Source organism: Streptomyces sp. NPDC048603, from assembly GCF_043199475.1.
In the GTDB taxonomy this organism is placed as follows: Bacteria; Actinomycetota; Actinomycetes; order Streptomycetales; family Streptomycetaceae; genus Streptomyces.
Window position 1 is genome coordinate 54,492 of the sequence record NZ_JBICVY010000025.1, and the last position, 18,120, is coordinate 72,611.

Genomic DNA, 18,120 nt, shown 5'->3' on the forward strand with positions numbered 1-18,120 from the left:
CATGGCAGCGCGGGGCCGAGAACGTCGTCTTCAACGACACCCTCCCGCCCGGAGGCAGGTTCGTCAGCAGGACCCCCCTGGTCATCGGGCCTCCTTCTGAGTGGTTTCGGGGATGGGCAAGGTCGCGGCACCGACAGCACGGCCGTCCCGCGATGCGAGAGTGCTGCCTTGCCGGGCTGCGGACGCGGGCGAGAGCAGGTCTGCCCGCCCGCGTGTGCCCTCTGCCGCCATGTCCATGGGTCGGGTGCCAGGTGCGGGCTCACGCCCCTGTGGTCCCGACTGCCCAGCCGTGAATGCGAAGGTGCTCGTGATGAACCTGTCGGTCCGGTGCGTAGCGAGAGATACCGTGCCCAGCGCACGGGCCGGGGATCCTGCAGCACGACGGAGGCGGAGGCGTGTCCTGGCGGGTATGACCGGCGCGGTGTTCTTCGCCGCGCTGCTCGGCGCTCCGTCGGCCCACGCCCAGGAGTTCGCCCCACCGGTGAACTACCCGGTCGGCACCGGGCCGCAGTCGGTGGCGGCGGGTGACTTCGACGGGGACGGGGACCTCGACCTCGTCAGTGCGAATCCCTTCAGCGACGACGTGTCGGTGCTCCTGAACGACGGCGACGGCACGTACGCCACGGCCGTGCCCTACATGGTGGGCGACCTGCCGGTCTCGGTGGCCGTGGCCAACGTCGACGGCGACAGCAACCTCGACCTCCTCGTCACGAACGCGAGCGACGACGACGTGTCCGTACTGCTGGGCAACGGGGACGGTACGTTCGACATGCCCACGGACTTCCCGGTGGGCGGTGTACCGGTCTCGGTCGTGGCCGCCGACTTCGACGGCGACGCCAACCCCGACCTGGCCACCGCGAACGCCGGCAGCGACAACGTGTCGGTGCTGCTTGGCAACGGAGACGGCACCTTCGACCCGGCCGTGCCGTACCCCGTCGGCGACAACCCGTTCTCGGTGGCGGCGGGCGACCTCAACGGCGACGGCAACGTCGACCTCGTCACCGCGAACTCGATCAGCGACAACGTGTCGGTGCTGCTGGGCAACGGAGACGGCACCTTCGACCCGGCCGTGCCGTACTCCGTCGGCGACAACCCGTTCTCGGTGACAGTGGCCGACCTGGACAGCGACGGCGACGCCGACCTGGCCACCGCCGATCTCGACGCCGACACCGTGTCGGTGCTGCTGGGCAACGGTGACGGTACGTTCGCCACGGCCGTGCCCTACACGGTGGGCGACGCACCGTTCACGGTGGCGGCGGCCGACCTCGACGGCGACGGCAACCTCGACCTCGTCGCGACCAACTCGGGCAGTGACGACGTATCGGTCCTGCCGGGTACCGGATCGGGCACCTTCGGCACGGCCGAGAACCACACCGCGGGCGATCAGCCGACCGGCCTGGCGGTGGCCGACCTCAACGACGACACGTTCCTCGACCTGGCCACCGCGAACGCCGCCGGGAACGACGTCTCGGTGCTGCTCGCCGTAAGGGCCGCGTCGACCACCGTGCTGGGCTCGTCCCTCAACCCGTCCACCGTCGGCCAGCCGGTGACCTTCACCGCCACGGTGAGCGGCACCGAGGGGACCCCGACCGGTACGGTCACCTTCAAGGACGGCGCCACCACCCTGGGCACCGACACCCTCGACGGCACGGGCACCGCGACGTTCACCACCAGCGCCCTCACCGCCGGCACCCACCCCATCACCGCCGAGTACGGTGGCGACGGCACGTACGCGGCCTCCGTCAGCAACACCGTCAACCAGGTCGTGAATCCCCTGACGGTGACGTGCGACAGCGCCACACCGACGATCGTCGGTACCAACCGCGCCGACAACCTGGTCGGCACCCCCGGCAATGACGTGATCTTCGGGCTCGCCGGCAACGACCTGATCAACGGCCTCGGCGGCAACGACCTCATCTGCGGCGACTCGGGCAATGACGTCCTGGCCGGTGGCTCCGGCGGCGACCGCGTGGAGGGTGGTTCCGGCAACGACGTCCTCAACGGGAACGACAACAACGACACCCTCTTCGGCGGTCCCGGCAGGGACACCCTCAACGGAAACGGCGGCGACGACTCCCTCTTCGGCGAACCGGGCGACGACGTCCTCGACGGCGGCCCCGGCACCAACACCAACGACGGCGGCCCGGGCAGGAACACCTGCGTCAACCCGTCGACCGGCACCGGCTGCCCCGCCTGATCACGACCACCCCGACGACCTGAGCCCCCTGGAACTCCCGGGGGGCTCGGGTGTCCACCGGAACATCTCGCCCGTGCCTTCCCGCAGTACGGCAGTACGGCGATGTTGCGCTGTGGATGAAAAGCATTGGCCGTCCATCGGTGGCGGGCTAGCTTGGCCGCCATGCGCGAGTTGATCACCGAAGACCGTCGAACGCTGGCCATGGAGGAGTGGGGCGACCCCACCGGGACGCCGGTCGTCTATCTGCACGGCAGCCCGATGAGCCGGCTTGCCCGATACCCGGACGATTCCCTCTTCCACGAGCTCGGCGTCCGGCTGATCACCTACGACCGGCCCGGATTCGGGGGTTCCACACCGAGGCCGGGGCGTCGGGTCATCGATGCCGCCGCTGATGTGGCCGCCCTCACCGCCGCGCTCGGCCTGCAGCGTTTCGCGGTGTTCGGGGTGTCCGGGGGCGGCCCGCACGCCATGGCTTTCGCTGCCCGGTATCCCGAACGGGTGACGCGGCTGGGGGCGCTGGCGAGCCTGGCGCCGCGTGACGCCGCCGGGCTGGACTGGACCGCCGGCATGAGCGAGGGGAACCGCCGGAGCGCCGCTGCTGCCTCGACCGGGCGGCAAGCCGTCATGCAACACCTGGCGAATCTCGGAACGGCCGATTTTCCGCCGCTGCCGGAAATCGAACAGGCGGTTCTTTCCCGACCGGACATCAGCGCGATGGTCGGCGCGGCGTTCGCCGAAGCGGTCCGGCCGGGCCTGGACGGCTGGGTGGATGACGTAACGGCGCTCTTCGGCACCGAGTGGGGGTTCGACCCGGCGGACATCAGGGTTCCGGTCCGGATCTGGCACGGCGGCCTCGACACGCTGGTTCCCCCTGCGCACGGCGAGTGGCTCGCCGCACGTATTCCGGCCGCGACGCTGATCAAGAAGGCCGATGCCGGACACGGCGGCCACTTCGACGCCACCCCCGCGATGCTCGCCTGGCTGATCGACGACAACGACGGCGAGGCCTGCACTCCCGGAAGCTGACCTCAGGATCACAGCGACGTGGCGCTTCAGTGGTGTGCGCCTCGTGCCCGTTCCGAGGATTCCGATCCGCTCGTTGAGTGAGCGGCGGACGCCGAGGCCCATCGGCGCCACCGACACGATCGACACGATCAAGGAGACGCATCCATGACGGAGACCGAGCCGTGGCGCACGCTCCGGGAGGAGTACGAGGAGGCCGACATCCGCGGCGCCGTTCGAGACGCCTGCAACGGCATCCGGATGTTCACCGAGGACGGCGGCTCCGAACCCGCTGCCACGATCGCCCTCGCCATCGCCGGAGCGGAAGCCGCCGAGGGCCTCCGCGACGCCCTGGAATCCGACTGGGCCCTGTACACCCCGCAGCAAGCCGCCGTCGTGGCCTCCGCGCTGTTCGCCCAGCTCCACGCGACGGCGGACAGCTTCGAGTCTCTCCGCCGCCTGATCCAGCGCGCCGAAGGCCGCAGCGAGACCGCGTTCACCGGCGACGCGGCCGGCGGCCTGACGCAGACGGCCGCGGCCGTCACCTTCGCCAAGGGCTTCGCCCCCGGCGTCGTGAGCACCCTCGACGCGCTCCCCGACCTCACCCGACTCCCCTCCGACGCACACGAGACCCTCGCCGCCGTCGCGGCCCTCCTCGGTCCCGCCGCCAAGTTGACGGAGCGCCACGGCCCCGGCGAAGTCGGGGAGGACGACAGCGAGTTCGGGTGCGGCTGTGAGATCAGGTTCGAGCACCGGGGCCGGACGTGGATCTTCCAGCGGGGCGATTCCACCTGGGAGCTCGGGTGCGAGCAGGACGGCGAGGTGCTGAAGGACGGAAGCGTGGTCCACGCCGGATGGCACGAGCTGGGGGCGACCGACAGCACGGCACACCCCCACCACCTCGTGACGCTGATCCGGGCCGAGCTCGACGCGGCCTCGTGACCGGGAAGGCAACAACAAGCGACTGCATCCTTCGGCCTACTGTGTTTTCGGCCCTGTGGAGGACGATCCCGCGGCACCTTCGCGCGAGGGTTGATCCGTGCGAACAACCATCGGATACACCGTCGAAAGCATCGGCTACGTCGTAGGAGCCCAGGGGCTCGTCAGCTTCGCTTCGCAGACCCTTTTCGGCACCGAGTGGGGCTGGATGCACAAGGTCGTCGACCTTCCGTCCACCGCTTACCTCGGCATCGTCGCCGTGGGGCTGGCACTCGTGGTCGGTGGCGTGAAGACGCGGAAGGCGCCCGGGCCCCGGAAGGTCGCCTGAGTCGCTCACTCGCCTACCCCAGCCGCGGAGGAATCGGCACACCGCAACCAGCACAAAAGGGATAAAGTTCTGCCGCAGCTTCGTTCGAGCCCGAAAAGGCACCTAGCCTGACCAGCGAGGACCTGCCAGAACCGAAAGGCAAATGATGATCTACACGCTCAACGGAGACAACGTCGAGATCACCGACGCACTGCGCGGTTTCGTCGGCGAGAAGCTGGCCAGGCTCGACGGACAGGGCGTCAAGAGCATCAGCGCTGACGTGAGCCTGAAGATCAACGGCTCGGAGCAGACCGCCTCGGGCACCGTCCGGGTCGATGGCCAGGACCTCACCACCATCACCGCAGCGGCCTCTGACATGCACACGGCCGTCGACAGGCTCGTCGACAAGCTCTACGCCCAGGTCAGGAGGCACACGCAGAGGCTGGACGGACGCCGCAAGTAGTCGAACCCGCCTTCACGCCCGCAAGCGCACCCCCAAGGCCTGGCCGGCTCGGCTGCGGTCCCGCGGTCACGTCAGCGTCGGAGCAACTCACCGAACCAGCGGACGATCGCCGACGTGGCCGCGACGTTGGAGCCCAGGTGACGAGATCCGTGGTAGTCGACAGTGCCCAGATCGACGATCGGGGCTTTCACGCCACGTTCGAGGAGAGCTGCCCGGCAGTGCTCCGTGTTGGCGGTGACGGCCTGCTCGTCCCCACTCGCCATGTAGAGCCGGACCGGGGCACGGGGGGCCCAGTCCGTGCATACGGCATCCGTTGCGCGAAGGGCCGTTGTCAGCGGCCCCGTCGGATGCGCGAGCAGCTCGCGGCCGTGGTCGGTCAGCAGCTCGTCGAGGGTGCCCGGGGTACCCCGCATCAGCTGTTCCCCCGTGTGCGCGCCGTCGAAGAGCGCCTCGACGGTTCTGTCGTAAGGGGCCCGGAAGACCTCGCCAGGGCTGTCGTAGATGTGGTGGAGCCGTTGGAACGCCACCAGGGTGTAGGCCGCGTACAGAACGCCGGACTTGGGTTCCAGCCTGCCCTCGAGCAGGGCGGGCAGTTCCGTGCCGCCGAAGTCGTACGCGCCGCTGACCGGTGCCAGCGCGCCGAGCCCGAACCAGCGGTCCTCGCCCGCCTGCAGAGCCCGGCCCAGCCCCAGTGCCGCCGAGGCGCCCTGTGAGAAGCCGGTGACCATGACCTTCCGCTCCAGCACGTGTCCGGTGCGCGGCGCGAAGGCTCGGGCCGCCCGCAGCATGTCCAGGGACGCGGTGGTCTCGGAGCCGATGTCCATCCAGGGGTGCAGACCGGGTCCCGTGCCCATCCCCAGATAGTCGGGCGCGACCCCGGCAGCACCCGCCGACGCATGCGCGATCACCGGCGCGGACACGAAGGCGCCGCGCCGCATGGACGGGGAATCGTCCTTGTGGCTGCCGGTACCGTGCGCGAAGGAGACCGGGTACAGCCGTTTCGCGCTGTTGAGCGGCAGCACGAACAGTCCGCTCGCCGTGGTGGGCCGCCCGTGCGGATCGACGGTCCGGTAGACCAGCCGGTACGCGACCACGCCGTGCCGTACGGTGTCGTCTTCGAACCCGGCCGTTCTCAGCTCGGCGGCCACGTCCTGCGGGGTCGCGAGCGTGTACAGCTTCTCGGCGGAGACCAGTGTGCCCCGGCCCTGCTCCGGGTGCTGTGCCTGTGTCCGGGCGTGGGCGGCGGGCGCTCCGGCGGCGGGCGCTCCGGCGGCGGGTGCTGCGGCGGCGACGGACGGGCCGCCCAGTATCAGGCCGCAGCAGACGGCCGCCCCTGCTGCCCGGAGGCCGGCGCGGTACCGCTTCGCGCCGCGTGAGGACGGAGAAGGCGGAGAAGGCGGTGAAGACGGTGAGGCGGGGATGATCACGGGTTCCTCCAAACGTCGTTTCGGCCTGGCGAGTTCAGCCTCACGCGGTTCGGATCAGGGCGCACTGGTGGAGGCCCCCGGACGCTCTTCGTGCCTGCCCCCGTTCGTGTTGCCGCCCGCATGGCCCGTACGCGGCTCCGGATGCGTGCCCGTACCGTCGCGTCGGCTCGCTTCGGGGAAGCCGGAGTGCCGATGCTCCGGCCGGCGTGGGGCACATCGTTCGTCACTTAGGATTCAAGCCGGCCGCGGGGCCGCGGGCGTCGACGTGCGCGACAGCTGCGGATGGGTCAGGCCGGCCGGACGTCGAGAGCAGCCTGTGTCAGGGTTCTGGTCCGGACGGGGGACCATATGATGCTGATCATGAAGCTCCCGGGAATCGCGTGCCCGTCGGCGAGCGTCTCAGGGGTGTGAGCTGCCCAGCCCGCCCGCCCACGAACAGAAGACCCCCAGGGAGAAGTGAGGTATGCCAGTGATCTGCGTCGGAGGCATGATCGGAATCGGCAAGACGACCGTGGCCGAACTGCTCGCCAAGGAGCTGGGCAGCGAAGTCTTCTACGAGAGCGTGGAAGACAACCCGATCCTGCCGCTCTTCTACACCGCGAGCCCCGATGAGATCCAGGCGAGGCGCTACCCCTTCCTGCTACAGCTCTACTTCCTGCAGACGCGGTTCGCCTCGATCAAGGAGGCGTACAGGCAGGGCGACAACGTCCTCGACAGGTCCATCTACGAGGACTGGTACTTCGCCAAGGTCAACCACGACCTGGGGCGGATCAGCTCCCTCGAGATGCGCGTGTACGAGGGGCTGCTCAACGAGATGATGCGGGAGATCGACGGCCTGCCGTACCGCAAGGCCCCCGATCTCATGGTCTATCTCAAGGCGGACTTCGAGACGGTGCTGCACCGGATAGGTCTGCGGGGCCGCGATTTCGAACAGGACGAGAACCTCGTCGAGTACTACCGGACGCTGTGGTCCGGCTACGACGACTGGGTACACCGGCACTACTCGGCCAGTGAGGTCCTCGTCATCGACATGAACCGCACGGACGTGGTGAACAACCCCGACGACGCCACCCGAGTGGCGCAGGAGGTCAAGAACGCCCTGGCCACGGTCAGAAACCGGCCCTGACCACCACGGGCGCGAGCCCGGCGGGCCGGCCGCGGTGGCCGCGCAGGTCGGCTGGTCCCGCCAGCACGTCTCCACGCCGGCCGCGGCCCACCGTCGAGGCGGACCATCCGGTCAGGGTGATGCCGAAGGGCAGGGGGCGGCATGAGTACCGCGGCCGAACCGCACGACGGCGGCGGTGGGCCGCGACCGCCGAGGAGCTGCGGGCCTCGCTGGCTCGGATCGCTCCGCCGGACCGGAGGGCCCGGCCCTCCGGTGGGATGCGGGGCCGTCTCAGCAGCGGGCGAGCGAGCCGCTGTCCAGGGTGGACTTGTCGCCGAACACCCAGCCTTCGGTTTCCGTGCCCGCGATACGGGCGTAGATCCACTTGTTGGCGTGGGCGTTGGTGACGTAGCAGTGGTAGTAGACCTTCGTGCCGGACTTGACCTCGGTCACATAGGAGCACTCCGCGTACGGGCCGGTGTAGAGGTGGGTGGTCTGGGAAGCGCGGCCGTAGCCATCGCTGCGGTTCGAGTGGGCCCAGCCGGTGCACGCGGTCGACACCGGGGTGGGCTCCTTCACCGTGGAACCGGGCGTTGCCTTCGAGGAGGCTGACGGGGTGCCGGACGGCTTGGCACCTCCCTTGCCGGGAGTCGGCGTGGCTCCTGTCGGTTGGTTGCCGCCCTTCTTCGAGGGGGTGCCGGACGGCTTCTGGCCGGGGCTGAGGGACGTGAGGTCACCCGGGGAGGCCGGGCCGGCGGTCGGGCCGCCCGCGCCGGGCACGTCACCGTCGGCGGGGGTGCTCGCCGTGGGGAGCGCCGTGTTCGACCCGCCGCCCTCCTCGGAGCCTCGTAGGTCCATCAGGGCGTAGCCGACGCCACCGCAGGTGAGGACGGTGGCGGCCGCCACCGCGACGATGGTGCGGGTGCGGCGGCGCTGCGTGCGGACCGTCGTGGCACGGGTCTCGGCGCGGCTGTTGTGAACGGCGGGTATGCCAGGTGCCATGCCCGGCTGCGCGGTGCCCATCGGTGGAGGGGCGCCGTACGCGCCGGCGGGGTAGGGAGCGACGGGCTGTGGGGTGGGCTGAGGGATGGGCTGCGGGGTGGGTTGAGGGATGGGGTGGGGGGTGGGCTGGGAGAGTGGCGCTGTGGCGATGGCAGGGCCGAAGCCAGGTGGAATGACGGGTTGGGGGGACGGAGTCGCCGCGAGGTCGGGCGTGGTGCCCCTGGCGACCGCCTCCAGCATCTCGCGCGCCCGCGCGGCGTCGGGGCGCTGCAGCGGGTCCTTGGCCATCAGGGCCTGGAGCACCGGGGTGAGCGGTCCGGCGCGCCGGGGCTCCGGCAGCGGTTCGCCGACGATCGCCGCCAGCGTGGACCACACCGAGGTACGGCGGAAGGGCGCAGCGCCTTCCACGGCCGCGTACAGCGTCATGCCGAGCGCCCAGATGTCCGACGCGGCACCCGGGACCTGGCCCTGTGCGCGCTCCGGCGGCAGATAGTCGAGGGAGCCGACGATCTGGCCGCTCTGGGTCAGCTTGGCCAGGGCCTCGTCGCCGGAGGTCTCCATGGTGGCGATGCCGAAGTCGGTGAGCACGACCCGGCCTCCCCCATAGCCCTCGGAACCGGCGGTACCCGCACGCTCGAGCAGGACGTTGCCGGGCTTGACGTCCCGGTGGAGGACCCCGGCCCGGTGTGCCGCGTCGAGCGCGTCCATCAGCTTGGCGCCGATCGCGGCCGCTTCGCGCGGGTCCAGCGGACCGCGCTCCGTCAGCACGGCGTCGAGGGACGGTCCGTCGACCAGCTCCATGACGATGACCGGCAGCCCCTGTTCCTCGACCACGTCGTGCACGGTGACCACACCACCGTGCCGGATACGGGCGGCGGCCTGGGCCTCCCTCTGCATCCGGACCCGCAGATCGGCCAGTTCGGCCGGGGAGGCGTCGGTGTAGGCCCGCAGGACCTTGACGGCGACCTCGCGGTTCAGCAACTGGTCCACCGCCCGGGCGACCACACCCATGCCACCGCGCCCGATCGTCGCGGTCACGCGGTATCGCCCGCCCAGAACCTCGCCGACCAGATCCGCGCCGTTCGCCCCCGTCACCTGTCACATCCCGTTCGTCGCACTGTTCGAAAGCCGCCATATGGCGGGCACCAGGGTAGGCGTTGGCATGTGTGCGAGTGCGCACGGCCCGGCCTCGGCGCGCAGGTCACACGTTCCAACAGCCGTGATCGGCAAGACATCTCAGCCGAGATCAGGACAGTCCCGCGTTTCCGCCGCGGCCCGCCCGCCCCTCCTGCGCGACATCCGCACAGGTCGGGCAGGTCGAGTGGCGCCCCTGCGCCTTGAACATGTTCAAGGAACCTCGTAGGGTCGGAGGCAGGACTTGAACACGTTCAAGGGATTTCGGCTCTCGCCCGGCTCCGGAAGGAAGGACCTCGAGATGACCCGCTTCCTCGGCCCCGGCCGGCCCGTCCTCACCTACCCCGAACGGGGCGCAACTCGCCTGCGGCCGCTGCCCGCCGGGTACCGGCACCTGCACCACCGCACCCGGATCGGGCACGGCCACGCGGTCTTCGAGGCGGCCGGCTCGGCCGTCACGGACTTCCGGATGCACCGGGCGACCGGGGCGAGCGTCCGCGCCGACGGCCCGGCCGTTCCCGGCGCACGGCTGGAGATCGCGATCGGCGCCGGCCCGCTGCGGATCGGCGCCCCGTGCGAGGTCATCTGGATCCCGGAGGAGCCCGACCGGGCCGGCTTCGCCTACGGGACCCTCACCGGCCACCCCGAGTGCGGGGAGGAAGCGTTCCTGGTGGAGATCGCCGCCGACGGCACCGTGTGGTTCGAGGTGACCGCCTTCAGCCGCCCCGCAGCCTGGTACACCCGCCTCGCGGGCCCGCTCGTCCCGGTCCTCCAGCGGGGCTACGTCCGGCTGCTGGGCCACCACCTGCGCGCCCTGGCCGCCTCCGGCTGACACGGAGGGAATGCACCGGCCCCGGGTGCACTCGCGCCCTGGCCGCCCCGGGCCGGCCGGCGGCGCACGGGTCGGTCAGCGGGTGCGGAAGCTGCCGCTGTACACGTCCGTTCGGTTCTGTGGTGAGCCGGAGTGGGTCTCGGTCAGCACCGCCCGTACTCCCTTGCCGTCCGCTGCCAGGCCCTGGTAGTCGCCAAGGAAGTAGCCCCCGGCGAAGGGCGCTTGGAGCCAGTCGAAGACCCGCGAGATCCGCCGTTCGGTCCGGAGCCCGGGATCGCCGTGCGGCAGCGTCGCCAGCTGGTAGGCGGTGGGCAGGGTGGTGGTGTCGCCCGGCTTGAGGAAGCGCAGGTCGTAGTAGGTGAGCGCGACCGTGCCCCGCCCGTCGACCGCGATCGACGGGGAGAAGGCAGGCACGTCCTGCGGGCTGATCAGCTCCGGGCTCCCCCAGGTGCGTCCGCCGTCGGTGGAGCGCACCAGCTGGACGGAGTCGAACCTGCCACCGGAGAAGTCCGAGCCCTCGTAGGCCATGTACAGCGTGCCCGTCTTCGGGTCGACGGCCGGGCTGGGCAGGGTGGCGGCGGCGCGCAGCAGTCTGGTGGGGTCGTTCGGGTCGACCTCCGGTACGGAGGTGTCCCGGGCCACGGTGACCGGGGCACTCCAGGTCTCTCCGGCGTCGGTCGAGGTGACCACCGCGTAGTGGGCTTCGGTGACGGTGCTCAGGTCGTCGGAGTACGTGATCCGGTCGAAGAAGTCGTACAGGGTGCCGGTTCGTGGGTCGACGACGATCACGTGGCCGATGGTCTGCGTGTTGGGCACGGTGCCGGTGTCGACGAACGGCCGGGCCTCGCTCCAGGTGCGGCCGCCGTCGCGGGTGAGGGAGATGTAGCCCGGGCCGTCGAGGGAGCCGGGGCCGGGCGGGTCGTTGTCGAGGCGGTTCCAGACCTGGTAGGCGGTGCCCTTTCGGATCGGGTCGGCGGTGAGGGAGGGCTTGTCGTTGAAGAACGGCTGCTCGTCGACGTGCGTGACGGTGAGGTTCTGCCAGGTGCGGCCGCCGTCGCGGGAGGTGGCGGTGAGGAGGCCGCTGCGCGTGCTCTTGGTGAAGTCGACGCCCTCGCCACTGGCGTAGACGGTGCCGTCCGGCCCGGTGCTCACCCAGGGGTCGGTGGCCCGTTCGAAGTCCGCGCCGCCCGGGGCGCACAGGCTGAACGGCAGCGTGCTCCGGTGGAAGGTGCGGCCGTCCGTGGTCCAGCCGGCCACCAGGCCGCGGGCGCCGCCGTCGTTCCAGCGGTCCTGCTGGAACACGGTGACCACGCGCTCGGGGTCGCGCGGATCGACGGACAGGTAAGGCTCCACCTCGGTGCCCGGATAGACGACGCTGTCGGGCGACCTCGCGCCGATGGTGCAGTCCGCGTACGGGTCGCCTTCGGACACCTTGACCAGCGGTGCGCTGTCGGGACTACGGCCCGCCGCCGCGGGAGCCGCGCCGGTGAGAGTGGCGAGCAGGAGCGCGGCGGTGGCGACAGCGGTCAAGGGCAGGAACGCGCGCATGCGGGATCTCTCCTCCGGACCTCGACGGCCGGGATGCGGGACCGCCCCCATCGGAACGGCGTGGGGCGCGGAGGCAGACCGGAAGACGGGGGTGGGACGACTCCGCCTGATACGCATCGGCGTCATGGCAGGCGCCCTTGATCGACCGGACGGCGGAGCCCGCTCCGGCGTCATGGCCGGTGCGTTCCCGTCACGGGTCGTTGCCCCGGTCGGGCAGAGAGGTCCGGCCCACGCGGTGGATCGGCCCTCTCGGTGAACCCTCCGCCCCGTCCTGCGAGAATTGCGCTCCGAGGGTTGGGAACTGTTGGCGGTTGACAGCGTTTGAGAATGCTTGGGTGTGGATGAGTGGGTGCTGGAGTGAGGGGAACGGGAGTTCTTTTGTCGAATGCGTGACCCTTGCGGGAGGGGCTCGTTGGTGTGGTGACAGGGGTTGTTCGGTGCGGGTGCGGGTGGGGGTGAGGGGATTGGGCGGGCTGCGTGAGGTGGCGGCGCCGTTCGTTGTTCCCGGTCCTTCCGGTGTTGCGATCCGTACCCGGCTGAAGGAGCTGACCGCGCGGGATGTGCAGGTCCTGTCTCTGGTCGGGGTGCATCTGGGGTCGCTGGCCGCCCGGGATCTGGCGGTGCGCTGCCGGGAGGGGCTGGAGCACTCCGCCCGGACGTGGGCGGCGCGCAAGCAGGCGCTGACCGGTGAGTCCTCCTCGCGCTGGGCGGGCAGTATCACCAAGGCCACGCACGATCAGTGGGCGCTGGCCCGCCGAGGTCAGCTCGCCCACATCCAGAGCCTTGAGGCCGGGGTCCGCACCCTTACCTGCCGGCTGTCCCTGCCGCTGGGGTCGAAGGGGTCCAAGCGTGCTCCGGGTGGTTACCACACCCGGCAGGAGTGGCACGCCAAGCAGCGTCGCCTGCACGTTCTCGAACACCGGCTGGAACAGGCACAAGCCGACCGCGACAGCGGCCTCGCGCACGTCGTGCGCGGCGGGAAGAACCTTGCCCGCGCCCGCCACAACCTCCAGCAGGCCGGGCTGAGCGAGGCGCAGTGGCGGCAGCGATGGCAGGCCGAGCAGTGGTTCCTCGCCGCGGACGGCGAGTCCGGCAAACGGCACGGCAACGAAACCATCCGCATCAGCCCCGACGGCCAGGTCAGCATCAAACTCCCGGCCCCACTCGCCGGACACGCCAACGCCCCGCACGGCCGGTACGTCCTCACCGGGCGCGTACGGTTCCGGCACCGGGGCGACCAGTGGGCCGACTGCGTCGAGGCCAACCGTGCCGTCGCCTACCGCATCCACCACGACACGACCCGCAACCGCTGGTACGTCACCGCCTCCTGGCAGATCCCCCCGGCCAGGACCATCCCGCTGGCCACCGCCCTCGCCGACGGCGTGATCGGCGTCGACACCAACGCCGGCCACCTCGCCGCCTGGCGCCTGGACTCCCACGGCAACCCCATCGGCAGTCCCCGCCGCTTCCCCTTCGACCTCACCGGCAGCGCCGAGCATCGCGACGCCCAGGTCCGCCACGCCCTCCGGGCCCGGCTGACATCCATGGCCAGCGAGAGCGGCATCGCGGTCATCGCCGTCGATCCCGCCTACACCTCCCGGTGGGGCGCCCAGCACTGGCAGAAACCCCTGACCAGCAGCAGCAGGAAGACCACACGCCACGACGCGGCCGCCGTGGCGATCGGACGACGCGCCCAGGACACCCGATCCGGCGACGGACGGCACCGCCCCGCAAAGACCAGAGTGATCATTGCGGGCATCGGACCGTCCAGGCCCGACCGGGCAGCCCCAGGCGTGAGGGAACCCGCCCCCGCATCCCGGACCACGGACACGATCCGTGCGCGCCGGACGCGGCGAGAACACGGGGCACCAGGACACCCAAAACCGTTCGGGATGTCCGCAGTGACCAGGCATGGGTCCAGGACCCACTCCTGCTCACTGATTAGGAACGGTGGAATGAGACCTCGTGGCCCGGCTGGTGGTCCAGGCCGTCGCCGAGGTTGGTCAACATGCGATCCGTACAGGAGACGACGATGAGTGCGCAGCAGCCGCACGTCCTGCTGGTCACCAGCTTCGGCGACATCGAGCTCGAACTCGACGCCGAGAAGGCCCCGGTCTCGGTGAACAACTTCATCAGGTACGTCAGCAGCGGGTTCTACAACAACACGATCTTCCACCGCGTGATCCCCGGCTTCATGGTCCAGGGTGGCGGCTTCACCGACCTGATGGTCGAGAAGAACACCCGGGAGATGATCGTGAACGAGGCCGGCAACGGGCTGCACAACACGCGTGGGACGGTGGCCATGGCCCGTACCTCGGTCCCCGACTCGGCCACCTCCCAGTTCTTCATCAACGTGGCGGACAATGCCGCGCTCGACCCCGGCCCTGACGCCGGCTATGCCGTCTTCGGGAAGGTCACCAAGGGCATCGACGTCGTGGACCGGATCGTGAACGCTCCCACGACGACCAAGAACGGCATGCCGGACGTGCCGACCGACCCGGTCTACATCAAGCGCGCCACGCGCATTGACTGAGCACCACTCACTCGTTCACTCGTTCGGCAGGGCGGCCGGAAGCCGGGCGTCCCGATCCGGGTACAGCGCTGTCGCGGGCGGACAGGACGCGGGCGATGTGGGCGGTGACGGCGGGGACGACCGCCGTCATCGCCGGGCGCCAGCCCGGGACGGCGTTGACCTCGCAGATGGTGAAGGTGTCCTCGGAGGCGAACAGCAGGTCGACTCCGGCGATGTCCACGCCCAGGGCGCGGGCCGCGCGGGCCGCCAGTTCTTCCGCCTGCGGGTAGCGGCCCGCGCACCGGGTGGCGAAACCGCCGTTGGCGATGTTGGCGGCGAGGGCGCCGTGGGGAGAGGTGTGGAGTACGGCGTCCACCGGTTCGCCGTCGACCACCACCACGCGCAGGGCCCGGCCGTGCGAAGGAGCCACGTGCTCCTGGAAGAGGAACGGCGTTTCCCGGGCGAGGCTGCCGGCCACCTCGCGCAGCAGGTGCGGGTCGGGGGCGAGGAAGACCTGCCCGCCCTTGGCGCCGCTGACGGACTTCACCACGCACGGTGTGCCCAGGTGGGGGCTGCGGACCACGCCTTCCAGGGGGGCGGTGGCGTAGGAGAGGGTGTCGGGCACGGGCAGGCCGGCCAGGGCGAGTTCCTGCAGCTGCCAGACCTTGTTGCGGCACTTGAGCTGGGCGTCGAGGCTGTTGACGAGGGTGCTGCCCATGCGGTCGAGATGCCGTAGCAGGGTCACCTCGCGGTCGCTGTGCATGGGGCCGGCCACCTGGCGTACGCACACCACGGCCGGAGCGGGGAGGTCCGCGCCGCCCAGGGTGCGCAGGGCGAGGCGCCCGCCCTGGACGCCGAAGAGCAGCTCGTCGGTGTGCCAGACCGCGAAGCGGGGGCCGTACACGTCGGCGAGGGCAGCCGCCAGGTCGCGTGTGGACCGGCGGAGCACCGAAGGCCGCTGCCGCACCAGCATCCACACATCGGCGGGTTCGCTGATCGCCGATGGAGCAGGGTGCTGTGTGGCCACGGTGGCTTCTCGGCTCCTTCGGTTCCTCGGCTCCTCGGCTCTTCGCCGAGCGCGAGCGCGACCGCGAACCGGGGGCAATCTGCGGGGCCAGTCTCGCAGTTCCGTGATCGCGTGTCACTGACACGGCTGACTCGGCGTCTCGTCACAGGCCCAACAGGTCGTACGGACGGAGCGCCTGCGTGCCTCGTGCGGGCCGGACCCGTTCTATGGGTGACTCTCCCCGATCGGAACAGGCTGCCTCATGACGTCCACTCCGTCCTTCCGGCTCTCCCGCCGGGCTCTGGTTTCCGCCGCGATCGCGCTCGGCGCCGGCACCGTCCTGCCCACCGCCGCCGCCGGGCGGGCCCGCGCCGCCACCGGTGGTGGGGCGGTCCGGGGCCGTGACGGCTCCAGCGGGACCGGGATCATCGACTGTGCCGGCTGGGGTGCCCGGGAGGCCTCCGAGTCCGTCGTGCTGCTCGCCGGGCGTCCGGAACGGATCATCGTCCACCACACGGCCACGGCCAATGTCACCGACTACTCGCTGGACCGGGCCCACGAGTTGGCCCGCGCCATCCAGACGTACCACATGGACCTGCAGGGCTGGATCGACACCGGGCAGCACTTCACCGTCAGCCGGGGTGCCTTCGTCCTGGAGGGCCGGCACCACAGTCTCGCCGCGCTGAACGCGGGGGACCGGCTGGTGCGTGCCGCCCACTGCGTCGGTCAGAACAGCGTGGCCATCGGCATCGAGAACGAGGGCACGTACATGACGGAGCAGCCTCCCGAGGCGCAGTACACCGCTCTGGCCGATCTGTGTGCCCAGATCTGCCGTCAGTACGGTGTGCCCGCCTCCGAGATCTACGGGCACCGGGACTTCAACAGCACCGCCTGTCCCGGCGACATGCTGTACGCGATGCTGCCGAAGCTGCGGGAGGACGTGGCCGGGCGGCTGGGGAGCACCGAGCCGGTACCGCTGCCGCGTCGCCGGCCGGTGGGCCTGCCCCGCGACTGGTCCGCGGACCCGGTGGCCCTCGCCGACTCCCTCGTGGAGTACCTGCCGGAGGATCTGCTCGGGACGGTACGGGTCCGCTGAGCGTCGTCACCGGCAGCGGCCCTCGGGCCCGGTGGGTCGGAGGTCCAGCGCGGGGAGTGTGCGCGACCACGAGACGGGCAGGGCGGCGACGCCTCTGAGCATGGCGTTCGGGCGGTGCTTCAGTGCTTCGGGGTTCGTGGTCAGGGTCAGGTCCGGCAGCCGCCGCAGGAGGGTCCGCAGGGCGATCCGGCCTTCGAGGCGGGCCAGGGGCGCGCCCAGGCAGTGGTGGACGCCGTGTCCGAACGCGAGGTGCCCTCGGGGAGGCCGACGGATGTCGAAGCGGTCGGGGTCGGGGAAGTACCCGGGATCGCGGGAGGCCGAGGCCAGGGAGAGCATCACGCTGTCACCGGCCGGGATGCGCACTCCGGCGATCTCCAGGGGTTCGGCGGCGTGGCGGAAGGCCGTGGAGGTGACGGGCCCGTCGTGGCGGAGCATCTCCTCGATCGCCCCGCCGAGGAGGGTCGGGTCGGCTCGCAGGGCGGCGAGTTGGTCCGGGTGGCGCAGCAGGTTGAGTACGCCGCTGGAGATGAGGTTGACCGTGGTCTCGTGTCCGGCGACGAGCAGGAGGAAGGCCATGCCCAGGAGTTCCTCCGGGGAGAGTCCCTTTTCCTCTGCGTCCGTCCCCGTGTCTGTCTGTGTGTCTGCCTCTGTGGCCGGCTGGGCGGAGGCTGATACGAGGGCGCTCATCAGGTCCGTGCCCGTGTCACCGGCCTTGGCGGCGATGAGTGAGGCGAAGTAGGCGCTCATTCCGGCGCCGGCGTCTGCCGCCGCGGCGGGCGAGGTCGGTGTCACGAGTTCGGCCGACCAGGTGTGGAAGAGGTGCCGGTCGGCCGACGGAACTCCGAGCAGCTCGCATATGACGGTCAGCGGCAGGGGAAGGGCGTAGCCCGCGACCAGGTCGAAGGTGCCGGCCGGGGGGAGGGCGTCGAGGAGGTCGTCGGCGATCCGCTGGACGCGGGATGCCATCGCGTCCACGCGTCCGGCGGTGAACTCGCGGGCGACCAGGGAACGCAGGCGGGTGTGCCGGGCGCCGTCGGTCTGCAGCATGTTCAGGCCGATGGCGTGTCCGCCGTCGCTTTCCCAGGTCGCGGAGTGCCGGATGTCGTTGCGCAGCCGGTGGTCCGTCAGTGCCGCGCGGACCTCGTCCCGGCCGAGGACGAGCCAGACGTCGCCGGTCCCGGGTACGTGGACGCGGTGTACGCGGCCCTGCTCGCGGAGCGCGGCGAGGGCGGGGTAGGGGTCGGCGGTCACATCGCTTCCCTCGGGAGCGAGTTCCTCAAGGGTCGGGGCACGCATGGCAGTTCCTCCCTCACAGCCACCGGGGAGTACTCCCCGTTTCATCTGGGGACGTTAGCACGAAGCGGGGACCGGTCCCCGCTTGGTCTCCGGTTCGTGCGACTGCGCTGCCCGCACGCGCAGACGCCCGGCCGGGAGGTTCCGGCCGGGCGTCTGCGCGTGTCTGCTGTGTGTGCCGGCGGCTTAGTACCAGTGGTTGTTCTGCCAGAAGTTCCAGGCGTCGACCGGGGAGCCGTAGCGGGAGTTCATGTAGT

The 18,120-nt window shown here is 70.8% G+C and carries 14 protein-coding genes and 1 pseudogene; 10 read left to right on the forward strand and 5 right to left on the reverse strand.

Annotation, left to right across the window (positions count from 1 at the left end; all coding sequences use genetic code 11):
* Nucleotides 1–409 precede the first annotated feature (409 nt).
* From ACGFQ9_RS37540 to hpf, 5 genes are all read left to right on the forward strand, one after another.
* Nucleotides 410–2,197 (forward strand): FG-GAP-like repeat-containing protein, encoded by a 1,788-nt coding sequence (locus tag ACGFQ9_RS37540; RefSeq protein WP_393580319.1) that lies wholly within the window; start codon nt 410–412, stop codon nt 2,195–2,197.
* A gap of 162 nt (nt 2,198–2,359) precedes the next feature.
* Nucleotides 2,360–3,223, forward strand: a complete 864-nt coding sequence (locus ACGFQ9_RS37545; protein WP_393580320.1) for an alpha/beta fold hydrolase — start codon at nt 2,360–2,362, stop codon at nt 3,221–3,223.
* Nucleotides 3,224–3,367: 144 nt separating this feature from the next.
* A complete protein-coding gene (locus ACGFQ9_RS37550; protein WP_393580321.1) occupies nt 3,368–4,141 on the forward strand; it encodes a hypothetical protein in 774 nt (257 codons plus the stop codon).
* Between the two features lie 97 nt (nt 4,142–4,238).
* A complete protein-coding gene (locus ACGFQ9_RS37555) occupies nt 4,239–4,466 on the forward strand; it encodes a hypothetical protein (RefSeq protein WP_393580322.1) in 228 nt (75 codons plus the stop codon).
* 142 nt (nt 4,467–4,608) lie between these two features.
* On the forward strand, nt 4,609–4,908 hold the full coding sequence (gene hpf, locus ACGFQ9_RS37560) for a ribosome hibernation-promoting factor, HPF/YfiA family (protein WP_393580324.1): 300 nt from the start codon (nt 4,609–4,611) through the stop codon (nt 4,906–4,908).
* Between the two features lie 71 nt (nt 4,909–4,979).
* Here hpf and ACGFQ9_RS37565 read toward each other — a convergent pair whose 3' ends face one another.
* On the reverse strand, nt 4,980–6,335 hold the full coding sequence (locus ACGFQ9_RS37565; protein ID WP_393580325.1) for an alpha/beta hydrolase family protein: 1,356 nt from the start codon (nt 6,333–6,335) through the stop codon (nt 4,980–4,982).
* A 463-nt stretch (nt 6,336–6,798) separates the two neighbouring features.
* Between ACGFQ9_RS37565 and ACGFQ9_RS37570 the strand changes: the two genes are divergently transcribed.
* Nucleotides 6,799–7,461, forward strand: coding sequence for a deoxynucleoside kinase (locus tag ACGFQ9_RS37570; RefSeq protein WP_393580326.1), 663 nt, complete (start codon nt 6,799–6,801; stop codon nt 7,459–7,461).
* Between the two features lie 270 nt (nt 7,462–7,731).
* Here ACGFQ9_RS37570 and ACGFQ9_RS37575 read toward each other — a convergent pair whose 3' ends face one another.
* Nucleotides 7,732–9,537, reverse strand: a complete 1,806-nt coding sequence (locus ACGFQ9_RS37575; protein WP_393580327.1) for a protein kinase — start codon at nt 9,535–9,537, stop codon at nt 7,732–7,734.
* A gap of 340 nt (nt 9,538–9,877) precedes the next feature.
* Between ACGFQ9_RS37575 and ACGFQ9_RS37580 the strand changes: the two genes are divergently transcribed.
* A complete protein-coding gene (locus ACGFQ9_RS37580; protein WP_393580329.1) occupies nt 9,878–10,408 on the forward strand; it encodes a DUF1990 family protein in 531 nt (176 codons plus the stop codon).
* A gap of 75 nt (nt 10,409–10,483) precedes the next feature.
* Here ACGFQ9_RS37580 and ACGFQ9_RS37585 read toward each other — a convergent pair whose 3' ends face one another.
* Nucleotides 10,484–11,956: a sialidase family protein gene (locus ACGFQ9_RS37585; RefSeq protein WP_393580331.1), complete on the reverse strand. Its 1,473-nt coding sequence runs from the start codon at nt 11,954–11,956 to the stop codon at nt 10,484–10,486.
* Nucleotides 11,957–12,420: 464 nt separating this feature from the next.
* Here ACGFQ9_RS37585 and ACGFQ9_RS37590 point away from each other — a divergent pair.
* Nucleotides 12,421–13,901: pseudogene (locus tag ACGFQ9_RS37590) on the forward strand (IS200/IS605 family accessory protein TnpB-related protein).
* 87 nt (nt 13,902–13,988) lie between these two features.
* A complete protein-coding gene (locus tag ACGFQ9_RS37595; RefSeq protein WP_393580332.1) occupies nt 13,989–14,489 on the forward strand; it encodes a peptidylprolyl isomerase in 501 nt (166 codons plus the stop codon).
* A 7-nt stretch (nt 14,490–14,496) separates the two neighbouring features.
* Here the strand turns inward: ACGFQ9_RS37595 and ACGFQ9_RS37600 are convergent, their stop codons facing one another.
* Complete coding sequence (locus ACGFQ9_RS37600; protein ID WP_393580334.1) at nt 14,497–15,495, reverse strand: RimK family alpha-L-glutamate ligase; 999 nt, start codon at nt 15,493–15,495, stop codon at nt 14,497–14,499.
* A gap of 241 nt (nt 15,496–15,736) precedes the next feature.
* On the opposite strand from ACGFQ9_RS37600, the gene ACGFQ9_RS37605 reads away from it, so the two are divergent.
* On the forward strand, nt 15,737–16,570 hold the full coding sequence (locus ACGFQ9_RS37605) for a peptidoglycan recognition family protein (RefSeq protein ID WP_393580335.1): 834 nt from the start codon (nt 15,737–15,739) through the stop codon (nt 16,568–16,570).
* Nucleotides 16,571–16,576: 6 nt separating this feature from the next.
* Here ACGFQ9_RS37605 and ACGFQ9_RS37610 read toward each other — a convergent pair whose 3' ends face one another.
* Nucleotides 16,577–17,866, reverse strand: coding sequence for a cytochrome P450 (locus ACGFQ9_RS37610; protein WP_393580337.1), 1,290 nt, complete (start codon nt 17,864–17,866; stop codon nt 16,577–16,579).
* Between the last annotated feature and the right edge of the window lie 254 nt (nt 17,867–18,120).

Coding starts and splice junctions, on each gene's coding strand:
- ACGFQ9_RS37540 (WP_393580319.1), top strand. CDS start 410: ATGACCGGCGCGGTGTTCTTCGCCGCGCTGCTCGGCGCTCCGTCGGCC.
- ACGFQ9_RS37545 (WP_393580320.1), top strand. CDS start 2,360: ATGCGCGAGTTGATCACCGAAGACCGTCGAACGCTGGCCATGGAGGAG.
- ACGFQ9_RS37550 (WP_393580321.1), top strand. CDS start 3,368: ATGACGGAGACCGAGCCGTGGCGCACGCTCCGGGAGGAGTACGAGGAG.
- hpf (WP_393580324.1), top strand. CDS start 4,609: ATGATGATCTACACGCTCAACGGAGACAACGTCGAGATCACCGACGCA.
- ACGFQ9_RS37570 (WP_393580326.1), top strand. CDS start 6,799: ATGCCAGTGATCTGCGTCGGAGGCATGATCGGAATCGGCAAGACGACC.
- ACGFQ9_RS37580 (WP_393580329.1), top strand. CDS start 9,878: ATGACCCGCTTCCTCGGCCCCGGCCGGCCCGTCCTCACCTACCCCGAA.
- ACGFQ9_RS37585 (WP_393580331.1), bottom strand. CDS start 11,956: ATGCGCGCGTTCCTGCCCTTGACCGCTGTCGCCACCGCCGCGCTCCTG.
- ACGFQ9_RS37595 (WP_393580332.1), top strand. CDS start 13,989: ATGAGTGCGCAGCAGCCGCACGTCCTGCTGGTCACCAGCTTCGGCGAC.
- ACGFQ9_RS37605 (WP_393580335.1), top strand. CDS start 15,737: ATGACGTCCACTCCGTCCTTCCGGCTCTCCCGCCGGGCTCTGGTTTCC.
- ACGFQ9_RS37610 (WP_393580337.1), bottom strand. CDS start 17,866: ATGCGTGCCCCGACCCTTGAGGAACTCGCTCCCGAGGGAAGCGATGTG.